Source organism: Alteromonas portus (assembly GCF_005117025.1).
GTDB classification, from domain to species: Bacteria; Pseudomonadota; Gammaproteobacteria; order Enterobacterales; family Alteromonadaceae; genus Alteromonas; species Alteromonas portus.
The window spans coordinates 375,504-398,858 of the sequence record NZ_SWCO01000001.1 but is presented as its reverse complement, the minus strand read 5'-3'; the positions used below and the strand labels follow the sequence as shown (position 1 = coordinate 398,858).

The 23,355-nt window shown below is 45.3% G+C and carries 17 protein-coding genes; 11 read left to right on the top strand and 6 right to left on the bottom strand.

What is annotated here, in order from left to right; all coding sequences use genetic code 11:
• Positions 1–2: 2 nt before the first annotated feature.
• On the top strand, positions 3–1,295 hold the full coding sequence (gene eno, locus E5672_RS01640; protein WP_136780637.1) for a phosphopyruvate hydratase: 1,293 nt from the start codon (positions 3–5) through the stop codon (positions 1,293–1,295).
• Positions 1,296–1,794: 499 nt separating this feature from the next.
• Here the strand turns inward: eno and E5672_RS01630 are convergent, their stop codons facing one another.
• On the bottom strand, positions 1,795–4,752 hold the full coding sequence (locus E5672_RS01630; RefSeq protein ID WP_136780636.1) for a TonB-dependent receptor: 2,958 nt from the start codon (positions 4,750–4,752) through the stop codon (positions 1,795–1,797).
• 523 nt (positions 4,753–5,275) lie between these two features.
• Here E5672_RS01630 and E5672_RS01625 point away from each other — a divergent pair.
• The 6 genes from E5672_RS01625 to E5672_RS01600 all read left to right on the top strand — a co-directional run bounded on the left by E5672_RS01625 (position 5,276) and on the right by E5672_RS01600 (position 12,658).
• Positions 5,276–6,028, top strand: coding sequence for a hypothetical protein (locus E5672_RS01625; protein WP_136780635.1), 753 nt, complete (start codon positions 5,276–5,278; stop codon positions 6,026–6,028).
• Positions 6,029–6,461: 433 nt separating this feature from the next.
• On the top strand, positions 6,462–8,021 hold the full coding sequence (gene leuA / locus E5672_RS01620; RefSeq protein ID WP_136780634.1) for a 2-isopropylmalate synthase: 1,560 nt from the start codon (positions 6,462–6,464) through the stop codon (positions 8,019–8,021).
• Complete coding sequence (gene leuB, locus E5672_RS01615; protein WP_049585949.1) at positions 8,022–9,119, top strand: 3-isopropylmalate dehydrogenase; 1,098 nt, start codon at positions 8,022–8,024, stop codon at positions 9,117–9,119.
• Positions 9,120–9,128: 9 nt separating this feature from the next.
• Positions 9,129–10,529, top strand: a complete 1,401-nt coding sequence (leuC, locus tag E5672_RS01610) for a 3-isopropylmalate dehydratase large subunit (RefSeq protein ID WP_014975820.1) — start codon at positions 9,129–9,131, stop codon at positions 10,527–10,529.
• Positions 10,530–10,532: 3 nt separating this feature from the next.
• Positions 10,533–11,138 (top strand): 3-isopropylmalate dehydratase small subunit, encoded by a 606-nt coding sequence (gene leuD, locus E5672_RS01605; RefSeq protein ID WP_136780633.1) that lies wholly within the window; start codon positions 10,533–10,535, stop codon positions 11,136–11,138.
• Between the two features lie 323 nt (positions 11,139–11,461).
• Entirely contained in the window at positions 11,462–12,658 is a 1,197-nt protein-coding gene (locus E5672_RS01600) for a cyclic di-GMP phosphodiesterase (RefSeq protein WP_136780632.1), read from the top strand.
• A gap of 116 nt (positions 12,659–12,774) precedes the next feature.
• On the opposite strand, the gene E5672_RS01595 is transcribed toward E5672_RS01600, so the two are convergent.
• Both E5672_RS01595 and E5672_RS01590 read right to left on the bottom strand, forming a co-directional pair.
• Positions 12,775–14,070 (bottom strand): general secretion pathway protein GspB, encoded by a 1,296-nt coding sequence (locus E5672_RS01595; RefSeq protein WP_136780631.1) that lies wholly within the window; start codon positions 14,068–14,070, stop codon positions 12,775–12,777.
• Entirely contained in the window at positions 14,063–14,974 is a 912-nt protein-coding gene (locus E5672_RS01590; protein WP_014997508.1) for an ExeA family protein, read from the bottom strand. Before E5672_RS01590 ends, E5672_RS01595 begins: the two co-directional genes overlap by 8 nt.
• 219 nt (positions 14,975–15,193) lie before the next feature.
• On the opposite strand from E5672_RS01590, the gene E5672_RS01585 reads away from it, so the two are divergent.
• From E5672_RS01585 to hemW, 4 genes are all read left to right on the top strand, one after another.
• Positions 15,194–16,372: a tRNA nucleotidyltransferase/poly(A) polymerase-related protein gene (locus E5672_RS01585; RefSeq protein WP_136780630.1), complete on the top strand. Its 1,179-nt coding sequence runs from the start codon at positions 15,194–15,196 to the stop codon at positions 16,370–16,372.
• Positions 16,373–16,522: 150 nt separating this feature from the next.
• A complete protein-coding gene (gene srmB / locus E5672_RS01580) occupies positions 16,523–17,749 on the top strand; it encodes an ATP-dependent RNA helicase SrmB (RefSeq protein WP_136780629.1) in 1,227 nt (408 codons plus the stop codon).
• Positions 17,750–17,959: 210 nt separating this feature from the next.
• Positions 17,960–18,562, top strand: a complete 603-nt coding sequence (locus E5672_RS01575) for an XTP/dITP diphosphatase (protein ID WP_014948475.1) — start codon at positions 17,960–17,962, stop codon at positions 18,560–18,562.
• Positions 18,555–19,694, top strand: a complete 1,140-nt coding sequence (gene hemW, locus E5672_RS01570) for a radical SAM family heme chaperone HemW (protein ID WP_136780628.1) — start codon at positions 18,555–18,557, stop codon at positions 19,692–19,694. Before E5672_RS01575 ends, hemW begins: the two co-directional genes overlap by 8 nt.
• A 111-nt stretch (positions 19,695–19,805) precedes the next feature.
• On the opposite strand, the gene E5672_RS01565 is transcribed toward hemW, so the two are convergent.
• The 3 genes from E5672_RS01565 to E5672_RS01555 all read right to left on the bottom strand — a co-directional run bounded on the left by E5672_RS01565 (position 19,806) and on the right by E5672_RS01555 (position 23,283).
• On the bottom strand, positions 19,806–20,600 hold the full coding sequence (locus tag E5672_RS01565) for a YggN family protein (RefSeq protein WP_136780627.1): 795 nt from the start codon (positions 20,598–20,600) through the stop codon (positions 19,806–19,808).
• A gap of 332 nt (positions 20,601–20,932) precedes the next feature.
• Positions 20,933–21,505 carry an Lcl C-terminal domain-containing protein gene (locus E5672_RS01560; RefSeq protein WP_136780626.1) on the bottom strand — a complete coding sequence of 191 codons (573 nt, stop codon included), beginning with the start codon at positions 21,503–21,505 and terminating at the stop codon, positions 20,933–20,935.
• Between the two features lie 2 nt (positions 21,506–21,507).
• Positions 21,508–23,283, bottom strand: a complete 1,776-nt coding sequence (locus tag E5672_RS01555; RefSeq protein ID WP_136780625.1) for an Lcl C-terminal domain-containing protein — start codon at positions 23,281–23,283, stop codon at positions 21,508–21,510.
• Positions 23,284–23,355: the final 72 nt, after the last annotated feature.

Here is a 23,355-nt window from a genome sequence, read left to right as displayed (position 1 = left end):
ACATGGCGAAAATTAGTCGCATTATCGGGCGCGAAATCTTAGATTCACGCGGTAACCCTACTGTAGAAGCAGATGTATATTTAGAATCGGGCGTAATGGGCCGAGCTGCTGCACCATCTGGTGCCTCTACTGGTAGCCGCGAAGCACTAGAACTACGCGACGGCGACAAGTCTCGTTACCTAGGTAAAGGTGTAACAAAGGCAGTTGCAGCAGTTAACGATACCATCGCGCCTGCACTTATCGGCAAAGATGCGCTAGCACAAGCTGATATCGACGGCATCATGATTAACCTTGATGGCACAGAAAACAAAGAAACCCTTGGTGCGAACGCAATTCTTGCAGTTTCTCTTGCTGTAGCTAAAGCGGCTGCAGCGGAAAAAGGCGTAGCGCTTTACGAGCACATTGCAGACCTAAACGGTACTTCTGGTCAGTACTCAATGCCTGTACCTATGATGAACATCATCAACGGTGGTGAGCACGCTGACAACAACGTAGACATTCAAGAGTTCATGGTACAGCCTGTTGGCGCGAAGAGCTTCAAAGAAGCACTACGTATGGGTGCTGAAATCTTCCACGCACTTAAGAAAGTACTTTCGGCTAAAGGCCTTAACACAGCAGTTGGCGACGAAGGTGGTTTTGCGCCTAACCTTAGCTCAAACGCAGAAGCACTGGCGGTAATCGTTGAAGCCGTTGAAAATGCTGGCTACAAAATGAATGAAGACATCACGCTAGCACTAGACTGCGCGGCGTCTGAATTCTACAAAGAAGGTAAATACGTACTTTCTGGCGAAGACAAGAGCTTCGATTCAGAAGCGTTTGGCGACTATCTTGCAGACCTTTCTTCACAGTACCCAATCGTATCAATTGAAGACGGCCTAGACGAAAGCGACTGGGACGGCTGGGCAAGCCTAACTAAGAAGATTGGTGACAAAGTACAGCTAGTTGGCGACGACTTATTCGTTACTAACACTAAAATTCTTAAGCGCGGTATTGATAACGGTATTGGTAACTCAATCCTTATCAAGTTCAACCAAATCGGTTCACTAACTGAAACCCTTAACGCGATTAAAATGGCGAAAGACGCGGGCTTTACAGCGGTTATCTCTCACCGTTCTGGCGAAACTGAAGATGCGACCATTGCTGATCTTGCAGTAGGTACAGCAGCGGGCCAAATCAAGACTGGTTCACTATGTCGTTCTGACCGTGTTGCTAAGTACAACCAATTGCTTCGTATTGAAGAAGCACTTGGCGACGCAGCAACTTATAAAGGCCGCAGCGAAATTAAAGGTCAATAAGTTTAGCCCTAAAGTGGCTTAACTCACTTTTAAAAGGCACCAGCGTAATACGCGGTGCCTTTTTTGTATGCGTATCACTGATTCCGCGCTCTTTAAGTAATTGACGTTCCAGGCGCTCTGCACTGCACCCTCTGCTCTCTGCTCTCTGCTCTCTGCTCTCTGCTCTCTGCTCTCTGCTCTCTGCTCTCTGCTCTCTGCTCTCTGCTCTCTAAAAAAAGCTTTTAGCTCATGTCTGAGCTGTCAATCAATGACAGATATATGTAGTTAACGTTTAAACATGGTGACTTAATAACGATATGAAAGTTTCAAAACACTTTCTTCAAACAAATATTAAATAAGAGGAGCTAGTGTTTTAGAAGGGGTAAACAGCGGCGAAATAAGAACTAAAAAAAAATCAAAAAAAGCCCTAACTGGCGTTAGGGCTAATGCACACATCACAACCACACTTTGTGATCCAGGGTGTAGTTACTGCCGCGTGCCACGGCAGTTGTTTTACAAATTAAAAACGATAGTTTGCACCTACAGTAATTCTTCGGTCAGTAAGACCTTGGAAGCACAGAAGTGAGCCTTCGTTAACACAGTACTGCTCTACTTCAGACTCAGTAATGTTTACTGCCTCAACACCAATATTAAGGTTTTCGTTAACATCGTAAGTCACACTTGCATTTAACTGACCACGGTCAGCTTGTACCGCTGGGAAGCCCCATGGGAAGCTAGACGTACTACCGAAGTCATCGGTACGATACGCTTCACGCCATGTGTAGCGCATACGAGCAGACAAGCCAAACTTCTCGTAGTAAAGCGTTATGTTGTAAGCATTTTCCGACAGGTTTAGTAAGCCTTGAACTGCTTTTACGTCAATATCTTCGACACCCGTAGTCGCTGCGAAGACGGCGTCTGCACGACTTGTCGCAGAATTTTCTAATTCACCACCAGAGAATTCTTGTATTGTGTAGTTAGCAAGCACACCGAAACCTGATGCCCAGCCGAGTTCTTGTTCAAAGCTGGAAAGGTCATACTGAACAGCAATTTCAATACCCTTTTGTGTTGTTTCAGCAGGATCGTTCACTTTTGTCTCAGTACCAACACAAACACCTGTACCTAGGTCTGGGCCAAACACGTTAATATCAGCGATAGGGTTGAAGATACCACCGCCTTCACATGGGTCAGTGAGATCGCGGTAACCAGTTGTAGGATCCTCAAAGGCACTTACGATTTGGTCTACGTGTAACTCTTTACGCGTCTTGTGGAAAAAGCCAACACTCAACACGCTCGCCTCAGCGAAGTACCATTCAGCGGCTATGTCGTAAGAAATAACCTCTTCAGGTTTCAAGTTAGGATTACCGATAGCTACGTTCGGGTTAGGGCTAGTACTGAATGTTACCGATGTAGAAAGGTCATCAAAGTTAGGACGACGAATATCTTTACCCGCACCAAACCTCAACACAACATCATCCGCCACATCAGCAACTAAGTTAAAACGTGGTAAGAAGTAGTTATAATCAGATTCAGATACAATTGTAGAAACAATATCATTGCCAGCATCATCCTCTGTTACAGAGTTACCCGTAGAAGTTAGATCAGTTTGAACGTAACGAAAACCGAAGTTACCTCTAAACATTTCATACTCGAAGTTAGCTTGAGCATAAAGTGCGTGCGTATCTTCTTCGATATCAAAGAAACCTGACGAACTTGCCGTTGGTTGACCTAATGACCGTGAAGAGCCGTGTGCTTCAAGCGCACTTTGTAGCGTTGCTAATACACCGTCTGGGTCAGAAGAAACCAATTCAGGATCGATGAGGAGAAAATCTTTTACGTATAACTCTCTACCATCAGCTTCGTTAAAGTTGTCTGGGCCAGCCACTAGCAAATCAGCGAAGAGGTCACCACGCGGACTATCTTCCATTGAACGCAAACCTACGCTAGTGCTGATGTCCTGCATCATACTGCTAGACTTGTTGTAACGATAGCCAAAATCAACAGATGTGATAAGCGAGTCAACGTAATAGGTGAAATCGACTCTGAACGCATCCTCAGAATTTTCAACAACATCACGACCGATGTTAACGTCACGAAGTACTACGTTGTAAGGGTCTAATAATTGCTCTACAGTTGGGGCATATTCTGCCCCCTCAGCAATACCAAATGTTAGTGCGCCTCCGCTAAGATCGTACGCAAATGGTACTGAGTTATCGTTCGCACCACCGGCATCTAACGGCGCATTCGGGTTGATAAAGTTAAGCGTTGTATTAAAGCTTGGCGTAGTAGTATCAGACGATGAAGAGGCTACCTCTGCAAATACGCTCCACTTTTCACCCTGCCATTCACCACCTAAGCGGAAAATTTCGCTCTTCGTTACACGAGAATTTGTATCTGTTGATAAACGTAGATTCGGATCGTCGTCATCGTTTTCCAGGTTTACAGGTATAACGCCACGCAGTGCCGCTTGGATAGAACCTAGGTTTGTACCACCTAATGAACCAAAGTTGATAGTTTCAAACTCATCAGGAACAGAAATGTCATTTAGCGCACTTACACCCGATGCTTGAACACGAGAACTTTCTTGCAGACGTTCTTGATCATTAATAATGGCGTCAAAGAAAAACTTGGTATTGTCATTTGGCGCCCACTCAATGGTACCTACAAGGTTTTTAGTTTCGTACTCGAAGTTATCGTAATCTTGAACAAAGAACTGGATAGGTAAAAAATCAAAAGATTGCGCGCTTGCTACACCGCTGTCTGATGCAACTAAGTTATCTCTGTCTGCACGTGGGCGAAACGCCGTTACGTCTTGTTGTGCATAGCTACCGCTTATAACAACACCAATGGTACCGTGGTCGGTATCCCAGTTATCACCAAACGTACCTGAGATACGAGGCTGAAAGTTGCTATCAGTAGTTAAGCTACTGTTTTCGCCCTGAACACGAAACGCCGCTAGCTGTTCGTTCAGCTGTAAGGGGCGAATAGTTTTAAGGTTAATTGTACCACCCACTGAACCTTCAATGGTTTTTGCATCAGGTGACTTGGTAACCTCAAGGCCCGCTATAATCGCTGCTGAAACGTCCTCAAAGTCAATACCGCTTCGACCTGCACCTGAGCCAACTGTTGAAACACCGTTGATTTCAGTACGGTTGGCATCGGTACCACGAATTTGAACGCCTGTACCAACACCCGCTTCACGCGTAATCTGAATACCTGTGATGTTTTCAAGAACTTCCGCTAGGTTTTGGTCTGGTAGCTTACCAATATCTTCCGCTTCAATAACCTCTACAAGATTATTTTTGAAGCGCTTTTCATTCATTGCGCTAGCCAGTGAAGCTCGGATGCCCGATACCTCTATTACCTCTACATCTTCATTCTGTTCTTGCTGTGTTTCTTGTGCGTTTGCAGCTGCGGTAAGGCTTAGTGTCGTAGCCGAAAGTACCGCAAGTGTAATTTTAGATAATTTGTGTGCCATGTGTGTTTTCCTCTTAAGGATTGAGGAATGTCTAATCACTCATTCCTTACCGCTTAATTGATTTGCAACTTACCTGCCCTGCAAACTTGACTTACACCTACTTTACAAGACACTTACAAAAGTAAGACAAGTTTTTACATTGGTCAACACGAAATGTTAAAAAATAGTCAAAATGTTTAATATTTTTGGCATTACCAATAACATAAAAGAATAGAAATCTATCTTTATAACGCAAGAAAAAACACCGTAAAATCAATTAAATCAGCAAATTAAACAATTTAATCTTCAATACTATTGGTTTTTGGAGTGCTTAAGTAAACTTCATACCACTACACAAAATTGGTAATACAGGTTTATTGGTAATTAGTAGTGATCGATAACTGCTTAACGAGAACAACCCAAACTTCTTGCCGTTTATTGAACACCCTATTTGCACAATAAGGTTTTGAAACACCCATGTGGCGCTTAATGCAGTTTCTTGATACGGTTGTGCAATAATGAAAAGTAAATGTATAGATAAGCAATGACATCAGAGAACCCTTCTTCTCGATCTCAGACAGGTTTTTTTGGCGAATCGGGCGGACTAGGTGGTAGTCATGCGCAGTTCACCGAAATTTGTACCGCGCTTTATGAAAGAGAATTACTAGCACTGTCTCACTTGAGCACAAACAATGCGTCAATCTTAAAACGGCGAGTTGGAGGGTTGCCTTATCATGTGAGAAGCGTGGCACGCTTTATGGTCACTCAATCCCAATCGTTGTTTCCGTTGGAAGTCGATACACACAACGGAAGTTGGTATGGTAAACAACCCAATAAATGTCCGGGCTTGTCGCAAGATAATGAAAAATGTGTGCTTTGGTACATGAAAAATACTGACTATGGCTTAGTCGTACCTATACTGGTCCAAAGTATCGAAGGGCTAACCATTGAATTAGACTCTATCGACATGTTTCGCGACTCTCTCAGCGAAATCCATCTAAATAAGCATGGTTGGTTTAATATAGGCCAAAAACAGTTAACCAAAACCTTAGCATCTGATGATTCTCACAACGATCAAGTGACTGATGATCCGAAAAAAGAGGGTTACTCTTCTCCTCAACTCTCAAAAACCACTCTGACAATATTAAAGCCCACTAAACCCATAATGAGCAGCGCTTGCTGTGGGCATATGTGGAACTACAAAACAAAAGCCAGCCCACGCTCGCTTTCTATGAGAGAAATGCGCTTGTCAACGCAGATAAACTGGAAAAACTTCACCTTGACGCCGGCAAGCTAATAAATATTCACCCTAATTAAATAAACACCCAAAACAACTTCACATTAATTCACCACTCATTAGTACACTCATCCTAAAAAACCAATTTAAAAACGCAAAAACTGCCATTACCACAGCATAAACCTCACTATTCAAGCAACTCGCAGTGCTTGAATTAGGATATACATCCTAAATAATAAAAAGATAGCATTTATACACGAAAAATATACTCATTATCGTAAACAATGGTTGACCTCTCCCCGCCACATGGGTACATTGTCGCTATCAACTTGGTCAGCAAAGAAACAACAGCAAATGCGTATTCGTTTTCTTCTTCTATCTCTACTCCTTATGGCAGCCAGACTGCACGGGTAGATTGCGACCAGCGATTTAATTTCACAAAAACCCGTGCTTAGCACGGGTTTTTTTTTAACTATTCAACTGAGAGAGCGTCATGACAAATCAAGTGAAGATCTTTGATACCACATTGCGAGACGGCGAGCAGGCTTTACCTGCAAGCCTAAGTGCCAAAGAGAAACTACAGATCGCGCTGGCGCTCGAACGTTTAGGCGTAGACATTATCGAAGCGGGCTTTCCTGTCTCTTCTCCGGGCGACTTTCGCTCTGTACAAATGATTGCCAAAGAGGTTAAAAACTCGATTGTTTGCGGCCTGTCTCGCGCATTGCCGGGCGATATTGATGCATGTGGGCAAGCATTAAGCGTTGCCGAGCAGTTCCGAATTCACACATTCATCGCAACGTCGGAAATTCACGTAGGTGCCAAGCTACGTAAATCACAAGATGAAATTGTTGATATGGCAGTGGCTGCAGTGAAACATGCTCGTAAGTACACTGACGACGTTGAGTTTTCGTGCGAAGACGCCGGTCGTACTCACATCGACTATCTATGCCGCATGGTAGAAGCAGCAATTAATGCAGGTGCAACTACCGTTAATATCCCAGATACAGTGGGCTACACTACACCCACAGAGTTCGGCGGTATTATCCAGCAATTATTCAATCGCGTTCCCAACATCGACAAAGCGACAATCTCCGTTCACTGTCACAACGACTTGGGTTTAGCGGTAGCAAATTCATTGGCAGCCGTTGAGCAAGGCGCCAGACAGGTAGAATGTACGATTAACGGTATTGGCGAGCGTGCCGGTAATGCATCGCTTGAAGAAATTGCGATGATCTTACAAACCCGTAAGAGCATGTTAGGCATTGATACTAATATCAATTCAACCGAAATTTCACGTACCTCTAAATTGGTGAGCCAGCTTTGTAATATGCCGGTTCAGGCAAACAAAGCCATCGTCGGTGCTAATGCGTTTAGTCACTCATCAGGTATTCACCAAGATGGTGTCTTAAAAGCACAGAATACGTATGAGATTATGACCCCTGAAAGTGTGGGCATTAATAAGAATAACCTAAACCTAACGTCTCGCTCTGGCCGTCATGTAATCAAGCACCGATTGACTGAGCTTGGTTATAAAGCGGAAGACTACGATTTAGAAGCAGTGTACGACGCCTTCTTAAAGCTAGCCGATAAGAAAGGTCAAGTGTACGACTACGACCTTGAAGCTTTGTTGTTCTTTGATAAGCAGAAGCATGACCAGGCTCACTTCCAGCTACTTTATCTTCAAGCGAATTCTGGGCGTGAAATCATTCCGAGCGCCACCGTTAAAATGAAAGTAGGCGCTGAGGAAATTACCCAATCAAGCATAGGAAACGGACCAGTAGATGCGGCTTATAAGGCCATTATGTCTATACTTGGTCACGAAGATTTAGAAGTTGTCGACTTTAAACTAGATTCAAAAGGTGAAGGTGCAGACGCTTTAGCCCAAGTTAGCGTTATCGCCACATATAAAGGCCGCCGTTTCCATGGGATTGGCCTTGCTACTGATATTGTGGAAGCCGGCGTTAAAGCCCTTATCTTTGTATTAAATAACACATATTTGGCCGATCAAATTGATCAGCAAAAAAATCAACAAGAACGCGTTGCAGGAGTATAAATGAGCCAGTATTCAATTGCCGTATTAGCCGGAGACGGTATCGGCCCAGAAGTTATGCAGGAAGCCAATAAGGTTTTAGATGCTGTTGAAAAGAAGTTTAACGTCACCCTAAACCGTACTGCATATCCTGTGGGTGGCTACGCCATTGATACGGAAGGCGAAGCGCTTCCCTCGAAAACGCTATTAGGTTGCGAGCAAGCCGATGCAATTTTGTTTGGTAGTATTGGCGGCCCTAAATGGGACACCTTACCGCTTGAACAACGTCCAGAGCGTGCCGCACTACTTACCCTTCGCAGTCATTTTGACCTGTTCAGCAACTTGCGCCCAGCTCGCATTTATCCGGGCCTTGAAAGCCTGTCTCCCCTTCGTGAAGACATTGCTAAATCAGGCGTAGACGTTTTAGTTGTGCGTGAGCTAACCAGCGGTATTTACTTTGGTCAGCCGAAGGGCCGAGAAGGTGAAGGCGAAGAAGAATTCGCGTATGACACTATGCGCTACAGTAAACGTGAAATTCGCCGTATTGCTATTGCAGCGTTTGAAGCAGCACAGAAGCGTCGCGGCAAAGTGACTTCAGTAGACAAAGCTAACGTACTGGTAACCAGTCGTTTATGGCGTGAAATTGCTGAAGAAGTAGCAAAAGACTATCCAGATGTAGAACTTGACCATATCTACATCGACAATGCCACTATGCAGATTATGAAGAACCCAGCGCAGTTCGATGTAATGCTGTGTTCAAACCTTTTTGGCGACATCGTTTCTGATGAATGCGCCATGATGACCGGCTCTATGGGCTTGTTGCCTTCGGCAAGTATGAACGAAGATGGCTTTGGACTTTATGAGCCAGCAGGCGGTTCAGCCCCAGATATTGCTGGTCAGGGCATTGCTAACCCTATCGCACAAATTTTATCAGCCGCCATGATGCTGCGTTTCAGCATGAACTTGAATGATGCTGCCGACGCAATTGAAAAGGCAGTAGTGGCAACGCTAGAAGCAGGTGTACTTACAGGCGAGTTATTACCTGCAGATAAACGTAGCCAAGCGGCAAGCACGTCACAAGTGGGCGATGAAATCGTTAAACAATTAATGGCGCAGGAGTAAAAAAACCTCATGGCCAAGACCTTATATGACAAAGTGTGGCAGGCCCACATTATTGACCAAATCGGTGAAGACAGCTTAATTTATATCGACCGTCACTTAATTCACGAAGTAACGTCACCTCAGGCATTTGCTGGCCTTAATGAAAAAGGCCGTAAAGTACGACGTCCTGATCGCACGGTTGGCACAATGGATCACAGCATTTCGACTCGTTCACTGGCAATTGATGCCTGTGGACCAGCCAATGCGCTTCAGCTACAAACCTTGGCAAAAAACTGTGAAGAACACGGCATTCAGCTATTTCCAGTAGGTCACCAAAAGCAAGGTATTGTGCACGTAATGGGCCCGGAATTAGGTTTAATTCAGCCAGGCATGACGGTGGTGTGTGGTGACTCACACACTGCGACTCACGGTGCATTTGGTGCGCTGGCCTTTGGTATTGGTACCTCTCAGGTAGAGCACGTACTGGCCACACAAACGTTAAAACAAAGCCGCGCTAAGAGCATGCTTATCAATGTAAATGGTAAGCTTCCTGTAGGTATTACGGCAAAAGACATCATTCTTGCCATTATCGGCAAAATTGGTCACGCTGGCGCTACTGGTCATGTTATCGAGTACGCGGGTGAAGCTATCCGCGGTCTAAGCATGGAAGAGCGCATGACTGTGTGCAACATGAGTATTGAAGCTGGCGCGAAAGCTGGCCTTGTTGCGCCAGACGAAAAAACCTTTGCTTATCTTGAGGGCCGTGAATACGCACCTAAAGGGCAAGACTGGGAAGACGCTGTCGCTTACTGGAAAACCCTTTACACCGAAGAAGGCGCTACCTTTGACACTGTGGTTGAACTTGAAGCGGCGGATATCGCTCCTCAGGTTACTTGGGGTACCAACCCAGGTCAGGTTATTGGCGTAAACACGCCTGTACCTGCCCCAGAAGATTTTAGCGACCCGATTGAAAAAGAAAGCGCGGTAAAAGCACTAGAGTATATGGGCTTGAAACCTGGTGAAAAGCTTGCCGATATTGCAGTAAACCACGTGTTTATCGGCTCGTGTACCAACGGTCGAATTGAAGATATGCGTGCAGCAGCACAAATCGCCAAGCGCGGTAAAGTTGCCGATTCAGTGACAGCTATTGTTGTTCCGGGGTCTGGTAATGTTAAGCGCCAAGCAGAAGCTGAAGGCTTAGATAAAATCTTTATCGATGCAGGCTTTGAATGGCGTTTGCCAGGCTGCTCTATGTGCCTTGGAATGAATGACGACAAATTAGTAGCTGGCGATAGATGTGCCTCTACCAGTAACCGTAACTTTGAAGGCCGACAAGGCCGTGGGGCGCGTACTCACTTAGTAAGCCCAGCAATGGCTGCCGCTGCTGCAATCACCGGACGCTTTGCTGACGTTAGAGATTATCAGGAGTAATTTATGTCTGAACAAGGTTTTACACAACACACAGGCATTGCTGCGCCGCTTGATCAGGCGAATGTCGATACCGACCAAATTATTCCAAAGCAGTTTCTAACCGGCGTAACGCGTGCTGGCTACGGCAAGCATTTGTTTCACGACTGGCGTTATTTGGATTTAGAAGAGAAAGAGCCAAACCCAGCGTTCGCGCTAAATAAGCCTGAGCACAAAGGTGCGAGTCTGTTGCTAGCTCGCGAAAACTTTGGTTGTGGTTCAAGCCGTGAGCACGCGCCGTGGGCACTTGCCGACTTCGGTTTTAAAACGGTTATTGCCACCAGCTTTGCTGATATTTTTTACGGCAACTGCATTAATAATCAGCTAGTGCCTGTGGCATTATCAAGCGAACAAATGGACGCTTTGTTTGCTGCGGTGAAGACAGACCCAGCAACTAAGATCACCGTTGATCTTCCAGCGCAAACGGTAAGTTTTAACGATACAAGCTTCAGCTTCGATATTGCTGAGCATCACAAAAACAACCTTATTAAAGGCTTAGATGCTATCGGTCAAACCCTTGAACTTACAAGTGCTATAGAAGCCTTCGAAGATAAACAGCCTGCCTGGTTGTAAATATAAAGGGCTTCGCTCTTATACCAAGACTTAGTATGAACAAAGAGTGTTGTCGTGAGACAGCACTCTTTCTTCTTCTTCAACGCTCTACCCTAATCTCTCATCAAAATGTCTTAATATGAGTTCACCTTATTTAAAAGATGAGCATCTTCTCTAAACCTTTCCACGCCTAACATTTCCCAATAAGCTCATTAGCCCTACTCTCGCACTCTCTAGCTATACTAAAGACTAATAAACTCCTCACTTTTTTCACTGGAATATCGTACTATTCGTTCCTATTGTAGTAAAAGACGATGGCAACGTTGTGCCCCACAGGAGAGATAATGCTAGAGCAGGTACCCATTGATGATTTGCAGCCAGGGATGTATGTCAATCAAGTACTTGAACAAACGGGTTCACTAAAAATGCGCTCAAAAGGCATTGTGAAAACCCAAGCTATCATTGAGAACCTCAAGTCTAAAGGTATTCTTACTGTAGAAGTGGATCTTGTTAAATCTAAGCATCTCAAAGCGCCAGAGGCGCAAACCTTACCTAAAGAAACTAAGCCTGAGATTGCTAAACCAATAGTTAAGCCTGTTGGTCGTGACTCAATTAACGAAGCTAACGAGCTTTACAGCAGCGCAATTGCCATTCAAAGCAGCTTTTTGAAGTCACTTAAAAATGGGGCGGTAAAAGATTTGTCTCCCATGGAGTCGCTGTCGCAAAGCCTTATTGAAAGTGTATTTGATAACAAAGACGCACTAAGCTGCCTGACCATGATCAAGGATACCGACCAGTACCTTCTTGAGCACAGTATTAATTGCAGTGTACTAAGCGGCATTTTCTGTGAGTTTCTTGGCTATGACAGAGATACCACAGAACAAGTGAGTTTAGGTGCCCTATTGATGGATATCGGCATGTCTTCCCTTCCAGATGAAATTCGCAATAACACAGGCGAATTTTCTAGTGATGATTGGGAAGTGATGAAAACCCACGTTGAAATTGGTGCAGACCTAGTTGAACAGTGTGGAGATATTTCTGACCTTTCGTTACGTATTATCGAAGAGCACCACGAGCGCGTTGATGGAAGCGGCTACCCGAGAGGATTGGTTGGTGACGAAATCTCAGAGTTCGCGCGTATTGCTGCCATTGTGGATGCATACGATGCCATGACATCTAACCGTACTCATAAAAACAGTATCACGCCTACTCAGGCGCTAAAGCGACTAACTGCGACAGAAAATCTAGATCAAGAATTGGTAAAGCAATTCATCCAGTGTATCGGTGTGCACCCTGTAGGTTCTTTGGTTCGTTTGAAAAGCGGTAAGTTAGGCATTGTAAGTAAAATTAACCCCAAAGACCCTGTAAGCCCTCACGTTATGACTTTTTACAGCGTTACGTCGCAACATTTCAATGAAGTTAAGCGCATTGATTTAAGCCAGTACGACGACGAGATTGTGTCAGGTGTTCGCCCCGAAGAGTTTAGTTTGAACTTACCTAAATTCTTTAAAGACGTTTTCATAAATCAGATGCCAGCGTAGGTTTTGCCATCTTTATTAAAAAGGCCCTTCGTTTTAAAGGGCCTTTTCGTTTAACCGTGACTAAATTAACGTGGCCACATTTAGTCATTGCGCCCGTTAGCCTCTATTCATAGCTATTACCAGTCAGTCAGTGCCGCCATAGTAAAGAGCTCATCTTCAAAAGAAAGTACTACGCGCTGCGCTTCAATATTTACGATCTGCACTCTATCGGCAATCCAATCGCCCTCACCTATTTGACGGCCATTGACTCTCACCCATCTATCGGCAGGACGAGACGCATACATATGTGCGCTAAAGTTCATGGTAGGAAGTCGTGTTAATAAGCGAACGGGTAGCTGATCTACACGGGGTAGTTCGTCTTTAACCGTCACCCTTGTTTGCGCTTCGGCAGGTGTATCATCCTCCGCCTTTGAGTCTAGTGCTTCAACGGCAGCATTAAAACGGGCCATGAGCTCTGGCGACACGGATACGTCAGATGGAGACGCAGCTTCGTTTAATACTTTCCCTTCGTAGTCCGCTGATGCCTCAGTTTGTCTTGAATCTGTTGAAGAGCTAAGCTCATATCCATTACTTGGCTCGGCACCAGAACGTTGGGAGACGTCATTATTGTAGCGATTCTGCGTACCTGTAGTGTTTGTATTTGTGGTTGGGTTTGAATTTGGAACTGCACCTAAATCAGTATTTTGCGTTGCAGCTAAGTTGCCATCAGACTGGTTATTTACCATAGCGTTAGCTTGGGTGCCTTGCTGAGCTGCATCGCCGTTACTAACGTTGTTATTTACCGCCGCGTTAGCAGCTTCATTCAAACCCGCGCTTTGCCCACTTTCCTGAGTGTTAGAAGATACCTGTTCACTTTTGTTACTTGAAGTGTCTGGTGCTTCATTACTACTTTGCGTGGTCGTAAGCGCTGAAGCGCCTCCGCTTGTTTCAACCTGTGAAACTGAGCTTTCAGAGTCTGCCACCGGTACAGAAGCGGGTGCAGTTAACATTGGCCACCAACGTTTTGCCGTAGCGGCGGAAAAGCCAATGCATAAACCGCCAAGAATAACGACGGCAAAAAGCGCTACTTGCTTGGTGTAAAGCTTCCACGCTGACGGAAGCCCTTCTACTGTGGGTAAAAACAAGCTTCGATTAAACTGCTCATTGAGGGATTTATCAAATTTGGCGGTAGTGTCGTGCTCGCCCCGAAGCAAAGCTTGGGTCTGTGTTCTATGATGAACTGCCGGCGCTATTTCTACGGTTTGCTCCGGGTCTATTTCGACCTCTTGCACGCCCATTTCAGACAAGCCCTGCACCATAGCATCGCTTGTCACTAAACCCGACTTTCTAATTTTAACTGGCCCATTTTGCTTGGTAATTTGAACAATCACCATACCGGGTTTTAAATGGTCAATGGCAACGATATTAGACATACAAGCTCCCTAACCCGTAACCGAATATGATGGCCAAAACAAACGCCGATGCGAGATACCATTTACGCTGGCTTTGCACCCGCTGACTGACAACATCTTCACCTAGAATTTGCTCTGCCGCGGCCAAGAATATAGGCTTTTGCACAACAGCATGCTGCTTAGTAAAAGATAAGGTTAACGCTCTGTCGCACAGCAGATTAATTACCCTTGGGATCCCACCAGTAATTTGATGCACCGCGCGCAATGTAGACTTACTGAAAATGCTGATATCACCTTCAGCCACGCTTAAGCGGTGTGCTATGTAAGCACTTACTTCTGGCGCAGTTAAGGGCAGTAAGTGATACCTAGCAGTAATACGCTGGGCAAGCTGACGTAATTCGTTACGCTTTAACAACTGCTGTAATTCAGGCTGACCTATCAATACTACCTTTAACAGCTTTTCACGATTCGTTTCTAAGTTGGTCAATAAACGAAGTTGTTCTAGTACTTCGGGCAACAGATGCTGCGCTTCATCAACCATTAGTACCGTATTAATGCCTGACTGATGATTCTCTGCTAACTTAGACAAAATCAAATCGGTGAAATACTTAAGGCTTGCTTTTTCAGGTGTATAAGCCAAGCCTAACTCATCACATACCGTTGCTAATAGCTCAAGGGCGGATAAGGTAGGATTCAAAATCATGGCTACCTGTGTATTGTCTGGTAGCTGCTGCAACAGTTTTCTCGATACCGTTGTTTTCCCCGTGCCCACTTCTCCGGTGAGCATTACAAAACCACCGCTTTCTCTGAGGCCAAAGGTCAAATGGGCCAAAGCCTCTTTGTGCCTTGGGCTCATATACAAATAATCGGGGTTAGGCGCAATCGAAAAAGGATTGTCATTTAACCCGAAGTAGTTCAAATACATGGTTGCTGAAGCGCCTATCTGTTTTAATTTTTAACGACGATTAAACTACCAGACGCAACCTTGAAGTGAAAGCGCATAACGATGTGGCTACGAATTTTATTTGTAACATTGCTATACTGCGCCTCTGTTACCTTGGGAAGGTTGATTTTCGTTACACGTTAAAAGTCGATGCATTCCCAATCTAAAAAGTATTACTGACTAAAAAATCGTTGGAAGAGCATGCAAGTATATCTCGTTGGTGGCGCAGTACGTGACGCACTGTTAAACAGAAAAGTTGTTGAACGCGACTATGTCGTGGTGGGTGCCACGCCAGAAGAAATGCTCAGCCAGGGTTTTACCCAAGTAGGCAAGGACTTCCCTGTTTTTTTACACCCTAAAACACAGGAAGAATACGCACTTGCACGTACAGAACGTAAGTCAGGAAAAGGTTACACAGGCTTTGTGTGCGATGCATCAAGCTCGGTCACTTTGGAAGAAGATTTGTTACGTCGTGACCTTACCGTTAACGCGATAGCGCAAGATAAACTTGGAAACCTTATCGACCCCTATGGTGGTAAAAAAGATTTAGAAAACCGCCTACTTCGCCACGTATCTGAAGCCTTTAGTGAAGACCCTTTACGCGTATTTCGCGTTGCTCGGTTTGCAACCCGCTATGCTTATTTGGGGTTTACTATCGCCACTGAAACCATGGCTCTTATGCAGTCTATGGCGCAAAGCGGCGAGCTAAGCACGCTAAGTGCAGAGCGCGTATGGCAAGAAACAAAGCGCAGTCTTTTAGAGAAAACACCGCATGTTTTTTTCACTGTATTACACCAAGCCCATGGCCTCAATGACTGGTTTACTGAGCTTGAAAGAAACGTAGATACTGCTCTGGAAACGTTAAAAACGGCGGTAGACCTAGAAAAGGTTGAAAACGAGAGCCTTGTTAAAGATACGGGTTCAGAAGCCCCATTACCGGAAAGCAGCGATTCAGAAACCGCTAGGCTGATAACAAGGTTTACTGCCCTACTCACTCACCTTAATGAGGAAGAAGCGAAACTGTTATGTAGTCGGCTCAAAGTGCAAAACCAAGTTAGTGACATCGTCAGCCTTGCCTGTAAATTCAAAGGCTTTCTTTTGAGCGCGCAAAACTCGCCCGCCGATTTACTTGCCTTGTTCAATGGCTGTGATGCGTGGCGTAGAGAGGAACGTTTCACATTATTACTTAGCGCTTTTGCGCCTTATGCTCATAACAAGGGCGTAGATTGGCAACACCAACAAAAACGCATTGAAAATGCGTTAGCAGCCGCCAACCAAGTGAACGTGCAAGATATTATTGCCACGGGCGTTAAAGGCCCTGAAATAAAAGAGGCGCTTAACCGGGCAAAGCTATCCGCTATTGCCTCGATTACTGATTAAATTAGATGTCCTCTTTCCCTGATATTGTAGGTAACCTCAAACCACAATGTGTATTTACCTACGGTGTGCGAATTTAACGCCAGTTTTTCTCAATGTTTTGGTATAGCAATGCTACAATACGCCCCATTCATTTAGAGCGTTTTTTATACTATGACTTTCGAAGAACTCGAATTAGACGAAGCACTGTGTCACGCAGCTGCCGATATGGGGTTTGAAACTCCAACTAGCATTCAAGAACTGGTTATCCCGCATGCGTTGGATGGACGAGATATCTTGGCTTCTGCTCCTACAGGTACCGGTAAAACAGCCGCTTTCTTATTGCCTGCATGCCAGTTTTTACTTGATTATCCGCGCAGACAGCCTGGTGCTACACGTATTTTGATCCTAACGCCTACCCGCGAGTTAGCGCTACAGGTTTATGAACAAGCGGTTGCTATCACCAAACATACGCAAATTGTGTGCGGGGTAATAACCGGTGGTATTAACTACGGTACCGATAAAGAAACCTTAAGCAAAAACCTTGATATTCTTGTGGCCACGCCAGGTCGTTTGCTTGAGCATATCGAAAAAGAAGCCGCTGATTGCCGTGATATCGAGTGTTTGATCCTTGATGAAGCTGACCGCATGTTGGATATGGGTTTCTCAACGGTAGTTAACCAAATTGCTGCCGAAGCGCGCTGGCGCAAGCAAAATCTATTGTTCTCTGCCACGCTTGAAGGCAAAGGCGTTAAGACCTTCGCTCATGACATTCTTAACAATCCTGAAGTGATTGAAGCGAACCCGTCGCGTAAAGAAAAAAACAAAATTCATCAGTGGTATCACCTTGCTGACGACATGAATCACAAGCAAGCATTGCTGGTGAATATTTTGAAGCAAGAAACGACGACGTCAGCGGTTGTGTTTGTGAAAACCCGTGAACGCCTGCAAATGCTAAAGGACTTCTTAGCCTCGAAAGATATTCCAGTGTGCTGGCTACAGGGTGAAATGCCACAAGACAAACGTATTGCAGCGCTAGCCCGTTTCAAAAGTGGTGAAGTACCTATCTTGCTGGCAACGGATGTTGCTGCCCGCGGTATTGATGTTCCTAACGTGAGCCATGTTATTAACTTCGACATGCCGCGCAAAGCCGACGTTTATGTTCACCGCATTGGCAGAACCGGCCGCGCTGGCGCCAAAGGTACTGCAATATCTTTGGTTGAGGCCCACGATTTTGATATGGTAGCTAAAACCGCACGTTACATGGGCGAACCACTTAAAGCTCGCGTTATTGACGAGCTACGCCCTAAAAACAAAACGCCTAAGATTGGCCCCAAAAAGAAGAAAGTGAAGGCCAAAGACAAAGCCAAGGCAAAAGCTAAGCCTAAAAAGAAAAAGTAAAGAGTGCGAAAATAGTCGATCAGTAACATTCAAGTGAGTTAATGCAGTGGGCCAGGATGTAGGTGGAACATTGCCGACAAAAGCCCTCTGCCGCAGGGATGCGGCAGCGCAGCGCACATGGATGTGTTTACCGCGTGTTTGTGGAGGCAATGTTTCGCCCGCAGCCGCCGCCCACCGCTTTAGCTCACCGTCAGTTCAAAAGAGTACACAATGAAATTCCCAGAAAAAATTGTTTTAGCCACAGGTAATCAAGGCAAGGTGCGAGAGTTTGCATCCTTATTTGCAGATTACGGCGTAGACGTTGTGGCGCAAAAAGAATTAGGTGTATCTGATGTGCCTGAAACAGGTACAACATTCGTTGAAAATGCCATTATTAAAGCGCGTCATGCGGCACAAGTAACAGGCCTTCCTGCTATTGCTGACGACTCAGGCTTAGTGGTTGACGCCCTTGGCGGTGCACCCGGTATTTATTCAGCCCGCTATGCTGGCGCTGATGCAACTGACGATACCAATATCGACAAGCTATTAGCTGCCCTTGATGGCGAAACCCAGCGTAAAGCGCACTTCTTTTGTACCTTGGTGTTTATGCGTCATGCTGACGACCCAGTACCATTAGTTAGCCAAGGTAAATGGCAAGGCGAAATTTTAACTGCTCGCTCTGGTAACGACGGTTTTGGTTACGACCCGGTATTTCACGTTCCAACTCATGGCTGCACTGCGGCAGAATTGGAGAAAGCCGAAAAGAACCGTATTAGCCATCGCGGCAACGCCCTAGCGATTTTGCTTGATAATATGAGAGCGACTTTTGCGTAATCCACCGCTTAGCCTTTATATTCACATTCCTTGGTGTGTTCAAAAGTGTCCGTACTGTGATTTTAACTCTCACGGGCTTAAGTCTGATTTACCCGAAAAAGAATATGTGGCGCACCTGCTGGACGATTTAGCCATTGATGCCAAACGCATTGGCGACCGCCCTGTCGAGACAATCTTTATAGGCGGCGGCACGCCAAGTTTGTTTTCAAGCGAGGCCATGGCTGACATTTTAAACGGCGTTAAGCAGCGTGTTAATTTAAGTGACACAGCTGAAATAACCATGGAAGCCAACCCAGGTACCGTTGAGGCAGGTAAGTTTGCGGGGTTTTATCAGGCAGGCGTAAACCGGATATCGGTAGGCATTCAAAGCTTTCAACCGAAGCATTTAAAAGTGCTAGGCCGTATTCACAATGAAAGCCAAGCTAAAAATGCGGTAAAACAAGCACACAGCGCGGGACTACCCACGTTTAATTTAGATCTCATGCATGGTTTACCTGAGCAAAGCGTAGAGAATGCTATGGCAGATTTGAAGCAAGGTATTGAGCTAGCCCCTTACCATCTGTCGTGGTATCAGCTTACTATCGAGCCAAACACGCCTTTCTATTCCAAGCCGCCAGAGCTACCTGACGACGACATTCTGTGGGAAATACAGGAAAAAGGCCACAGCCTTTTAGAGCAGGCAGGCTATCACCAGTATGAGATTTCAGGCTACGCTAAAGCAGGGCATCAATGCCGCCATAACCTGAATTACTGGCGCTTTGGCGACTACTTAGGCATTGGCTGTGGTGCACACGGGAAGATTACCGATGCTGCGAACGGTACTATTCACCGTACCGTTAAAGTGAAGCATCCAAGAGGCTACATGGAAATGAGCCGACCGTATTTAGATACGCAAACGCTGGTTAGTGCAGACGACCTGCCGTTTGAGTTTTTTATGAATAGGTTTCGTTTAGTTGAGCCTTGCCCGATGAGTGATTTTAGTGACTTCACAGGTACTGAGTTAACGGATGACGTTAAACGCGCACTGTCTGATGCTCATCACCAGGGGCTACTTTCTACCTCAGATAGTCACTGGCAGGTAACTGCTAAAGGACGTAGATATCTCAACTCTCTACTGTCGTGCTTCGTATAATCTTGCCGTTTTGAGCCAACCAAAAAGCTAGATCAAAAAAGCCTGCTCACGCAGGCTTTTCTGTCTTAATCAGTCTTTAACCAGAATTAGTACACGTATTACTTATTTCAGCTAGTTATCACTCTTATCATGTCGCGTAATAATATTGTAAGGCTTGAAAGCAGGCACACTCGCTCGAAGGTTTTCTTCCGCTATATCTAGGCGCTTAAGCTTTTCACAAAACCACTCTGCCTTTTTACGCAATGTCGTAGCTTTATCACCTACATCCAAATGCTCGCCCACATTGTTAAGCTGACGAGTAATTTCAGCTACTTTCTCTTGATTTACTTCGCCACTTCCGGTGTTAATGCCACTGATTGCCGATAATATACCGCCTACTGAGGTAGAAATTGCTTCCTCAAGCTGCGCTTCAATTTCACTATCCACGAATTCATCAACGCTTTCCAGCGATCCGGGGCCGATAAAATAATGATTACTGGCATGCCTGAATTTATCTTTCACGCGGTTTTGAACACGCTTCATAGCAGCGTTCAAGCGCTCGTAGCTGTCGTGATCACTTCCCACTAAACCTAAGTAAACATGCTCAATGGTATCAATAGCTAAATCTACACCTTCGGTAGCCAAAATAATCATTTTGGGTACTACATAGTGCAGCCCTGAAGCATACTCTTCTAGCCACTGCCGCTCTTGCTCATTTAACGTCTGCCAGCGCCCACCGACAAACAGCTGGTTTTGATCATTAATCTGAACCACAGTGCGGGTTTTATCCATCACACGCAGCTGCTCGTTATTAACCGCAATACCGTAAGCAAAATCGATATTACAGGTATATTCAGCCTGTGCCGATGTGCTAAATCCAGCAAATAAACAGATTGTAAAAAGGGCAGCCTTAAGGCGCGATATCATTTTCATACCAACATTGTGGCTAGCTTATTGGGAAATAAAAAGCCATCATGAGTCTAACGTGCTAAAAATCAGGGTGAACATGTCGAGATTATCAATCTACGCAAAGCGCAGCTTGTTACTGGGGCCCGTTGACCTTTGCTGTACATTTTTGCAGCGGCCTGTGTGCCAAAGATAAACAGGCACTAAACAAGAGTGTCGATTTTCTTTAAAACTGATGTTCAACTCCAAAACAACAAAGCACGCATTATAGAGCGTGCTTTGTTGATAAAAAGTCTTAGTACCTGATACTAGACGAAAGACTAATACGAATCGGTGTAGCTCTTAATCTACACCTACTCGTCGGTATAGGTACGAACCAAACGTACATATATGAATCGGTCTTTTTCTTTAATGGAATGGCTAGCGTTAAAAAACGCAACAACCCATGCTCTGTCTGGATCGTCGGCTGAAGGGGTAGAAGTCCAAAAATCATCTGGCGGCGTTTCTGGAAAAAGTGAGCTATTAATTGCCGGGCGCACACAATCGCGTTCCGTTAACGTCGCCAGCTCTTTAACGTTAGGTAGGCGCCACCCCAAGAGATCTTCATTACTCGCTTGTTGTGCAAGTTGTAACGCTTGCTGCCAAGTGTATTTTACCGCTTCACCGCTACACGTAGAGCCGTCCCAAGTTTGCCCTTCTGAGCATCTTCTCCACACTAAATCCGTTGTAGTATCCAGTAAGGTACTGGTGGTCACTGCCTCAAAATTATCATCCGGTGTGGTTTCTAATCCGTCAGACAAACACTCTTGGCCGTAGACCGAAAGAGATGCACTTGCAAGCAGCGTTGAGGCTGTGAGCATTTTGAGTGAAGTGAACACTGCGTTTATCGATGCGTGTTGAGCAAGTTTATTAATTGTATTTTTCATGGCTATCTCCCTGCTCTAACTAGACGAACACGCGCCGCCGACGACTTATTGAGAAAATTATCGACCCCCGAATCGAAGTCTAACGCCCATGCATTTTGCGCATCGTCACTGTTTACCCCGTCGGCACTCGGTACCGATGTCCAATACCATAGTGGCTCGGTAGAAACTGCACCCGTGTTAGGGAAATAATCTTCGTCAATGGCTACATCATCGGCAATGCCTAAGTGCATTAAAGAAAATAGTTCATGATGAGTAGGTAAACGCCAGTCGTAAAAACCACACAAGCCTTGCGCATTTACAGCTTCAACATACGCAGATGTGTTGCAGTTAGTTAATAAACACGTCGCATTAGAACCAGTTTCATCACCTTCAAATCCACCATTCACCTCGTCGCTGTACCAAGAGTATGTATAGTCTTTGTCTTGAAATGCACCGTCGTCGGTCTTCACTTCCCAAACTAACCCAGTTACGTTATCGCGAACGCACGACCATGAATCTGCACTGGCGTCTTGTTCATCACCGTTGGCGTTTAAGCGCGTGAAGTCAAAGCCAGCCTTACCGCGACCCGCTTTTTCAATTAACCCGTTCTGTTCAATAATATCAGCACCCCGTTGTCCATCTTGGCCAGGAAAATCGTTTTGCTGTGCCTCTGTCAACGCGTTATTGGTAGCTTGCTGTAAAAAGCCTGTGTCGTTTAAAAGCGGTGTTGGCATTGGGCGTATATTCACATTAATCGTGTCTTCTACGCTGTTGCCATTGGCATCAGTAACGGTAAGGGTATACGCCACAACAGTAGAAGACGACACAGAAGGTGCTATGGCAAATGTAGACAATGCATCGCTGTCATCAACAGAGCTACTGGCCGCTTCAGCAGTAGACACACTGCTTGAAGAAACATTATTGCTGCGCTCCCACGAATAGGTAAGCGGTAACGCACTAGGAATACTAGTAGTGGCCTCGCCTTCCAAAATAACCACTTCGCCACTAAAAACGCCTTGTGAATACCCTGCATCAACAACTGGCAAGGTTTCAGTTTCCGATTGCACCGAGATTGTAACGGAATCTGTATCAGTAGCTCCCTCACTGTCGGTTACTTCCAACTGAAACGTAAGCTGCTGTGCGTCATTGGCAATGGGCGTTACGATAGTCAAAGTAGAAAGATTAGTTTCCTCACCGGTTATTACGTTGGTGCCGCTGGTTTGAGTCCACTTATAATCAGCTATTTCGCCATCTGTCGAAGTGGAATCAGCATCACTGCTTCCACTACCATCGAAAACAATTTCGACTCCCCCGGGGAATGTATTGGCCGGCAAATCGTCCCATTCAGGCACTTCTATACTCGCTTCCGGGGCAATATTTACGGGCGCTACTGTAATTACAGTTAAATCACTGGCCGTATTTCCGCTTTGGTCATTCACTGAAACAGTCAGCGTATATTCAGTCGCACTATCTACCACAGGCGCCACAAAACTTGCAGCAGAAGAGCTTGTGTCTTCATGAGTGATAGTCAAAGAAGGAGACGCACTCCAGTTATAAGTGTATGTCCCATCGCCTCCGCTCACTTCAGCGCTTAGTGAGTAGGTCACCCCTTCGGTCACTGTGGCATCAAGACCTGCATTAATGACCAAGTTACCGGTACCGGAACCACCATCACTACCGCCGTCATCGCCGCCACCACCACCGCAGGCTGCTAATATAAATGCACCACCTACAATAGCTAATCCGCGCACCACATTGCGTGAAAGGTAGCCTGAAAATGAAGACATACTTACTTGCATACATACTCCCATCACACTAGTGACTGCTATTTTAAACACCGTGCGAGAAAAACTTGATGTAGATAGAATCGC

Excerpts from the sequence above, each read along its gene's own strand:
- eno (WP_136780637.1), top strand. The coding sequence starts at position 3 with ATGGCGAAAATTAGTCGCATTATCGGGCGCGAAATCTTAGATTCACGC.
- E5672_RS01630 (WP_136780636.1), bottom strand. The coding sequence starts at position 4,752 with ATGGCACACAAATTATCTAAAATTACACTTGCGGTACTTTCGGCTACG.
- E5672_RS01625 (WP_136780635.1), top strand. The coding sequence starts at position 5,276 with ATGACATCAGAGAACCCTTCTTCTCGATCTCAGACAGGTTTTTTTGGC.
- leuA (WP_136780634.1), top strand. The coding sequence starts at position 6,462 with ATGACAAATCAAGTGAAGATCTTTGATACCACATTGCGAGACGGCGAG.
- leuB (WP_049585949.1), top strand. The coding sequence starts at position 8,022 with ATGAGCCAGTATTCAATTGCCGTATTAGCCGGAGACGGTATCGGCCCA.
- leuC (WP_014975820.1), top strand. The coding sequence starts at position 9,129 with ATGGCCAAGACCTTATATGACAAAGTGTGGCAGGCCCACATTATTGAC.
- leuD (WP_136780633.1), top strand. The coding sequence starts at position 10,533 with ATGTCTGAACAAGGTTTTACACAACACACAGGCATTGCTGCGCCGCTT.
- E5672_RS01600 (WP_136780632.1), top strand. The coding sequence starts at position 11,462 with ATGCTAGAGCAGGTACCCATTGATGATTTGCAGCCAGGGATGTATGTC.
- E5672_RS01595 (WP_136780631.1), bottom strand. The coding sequence starts at position 14,070 with ATGTCTAATATCGTTGCCATTGACCATTTAAAACCCGGTATGGTGATT.
- E5672_RS01590 (WP_014997508.1), bottom strand. The coding sequence starts at position 14,974 with ATGTATTTGAACTACTTCGGGTTAAATGACAATCCTTTTTCGATTGCG.
- E5672_RS01585 (WP_136780630.1), top strand. The coding sequence starts at position 15,194 with ATGCAAGTATATCTCGTTGGTGGCGCAGTACGTGACGCACTGTTAAAC.
- srmB (WP_136780629.1), top strand. The coding sequence starts at position 16,523 with ATGACTTTCGAAGAACTCGAATTAGACGAAGCACTGTGTCACGCAGCT.
- E5672_RS01575 (WP_014948475.1), top strand. The coding sequence starts at position 17,960 with ATGAAATTCCCAGAAAAAATTGTTTTAGCCACAGGTAATCAAGGCAAG.
- E5672_RS01565 (WP_136780627.1), bottom strand. The coding sequence starts at position 20,600 with ATGATATCGCGCCTTAAGGCTGCCCTTTTTACAATCTGTTTATTTGCT.
- E5672_RS01560 (WP_136780626.1), bottom strand. The coding sequence starts at position 21,505 with ATGAAAAATACAATTAATAAACTTGCTCAACACGCATCGATAAACGCA.
- E5672_RS01555 (WP_136780625.1), bottom strand. The coding sequence starts at position 23,283 with ATGCAAGTAAGTATGTCTTCATTTTCAGGCTACCTTTCACGCAATGTG.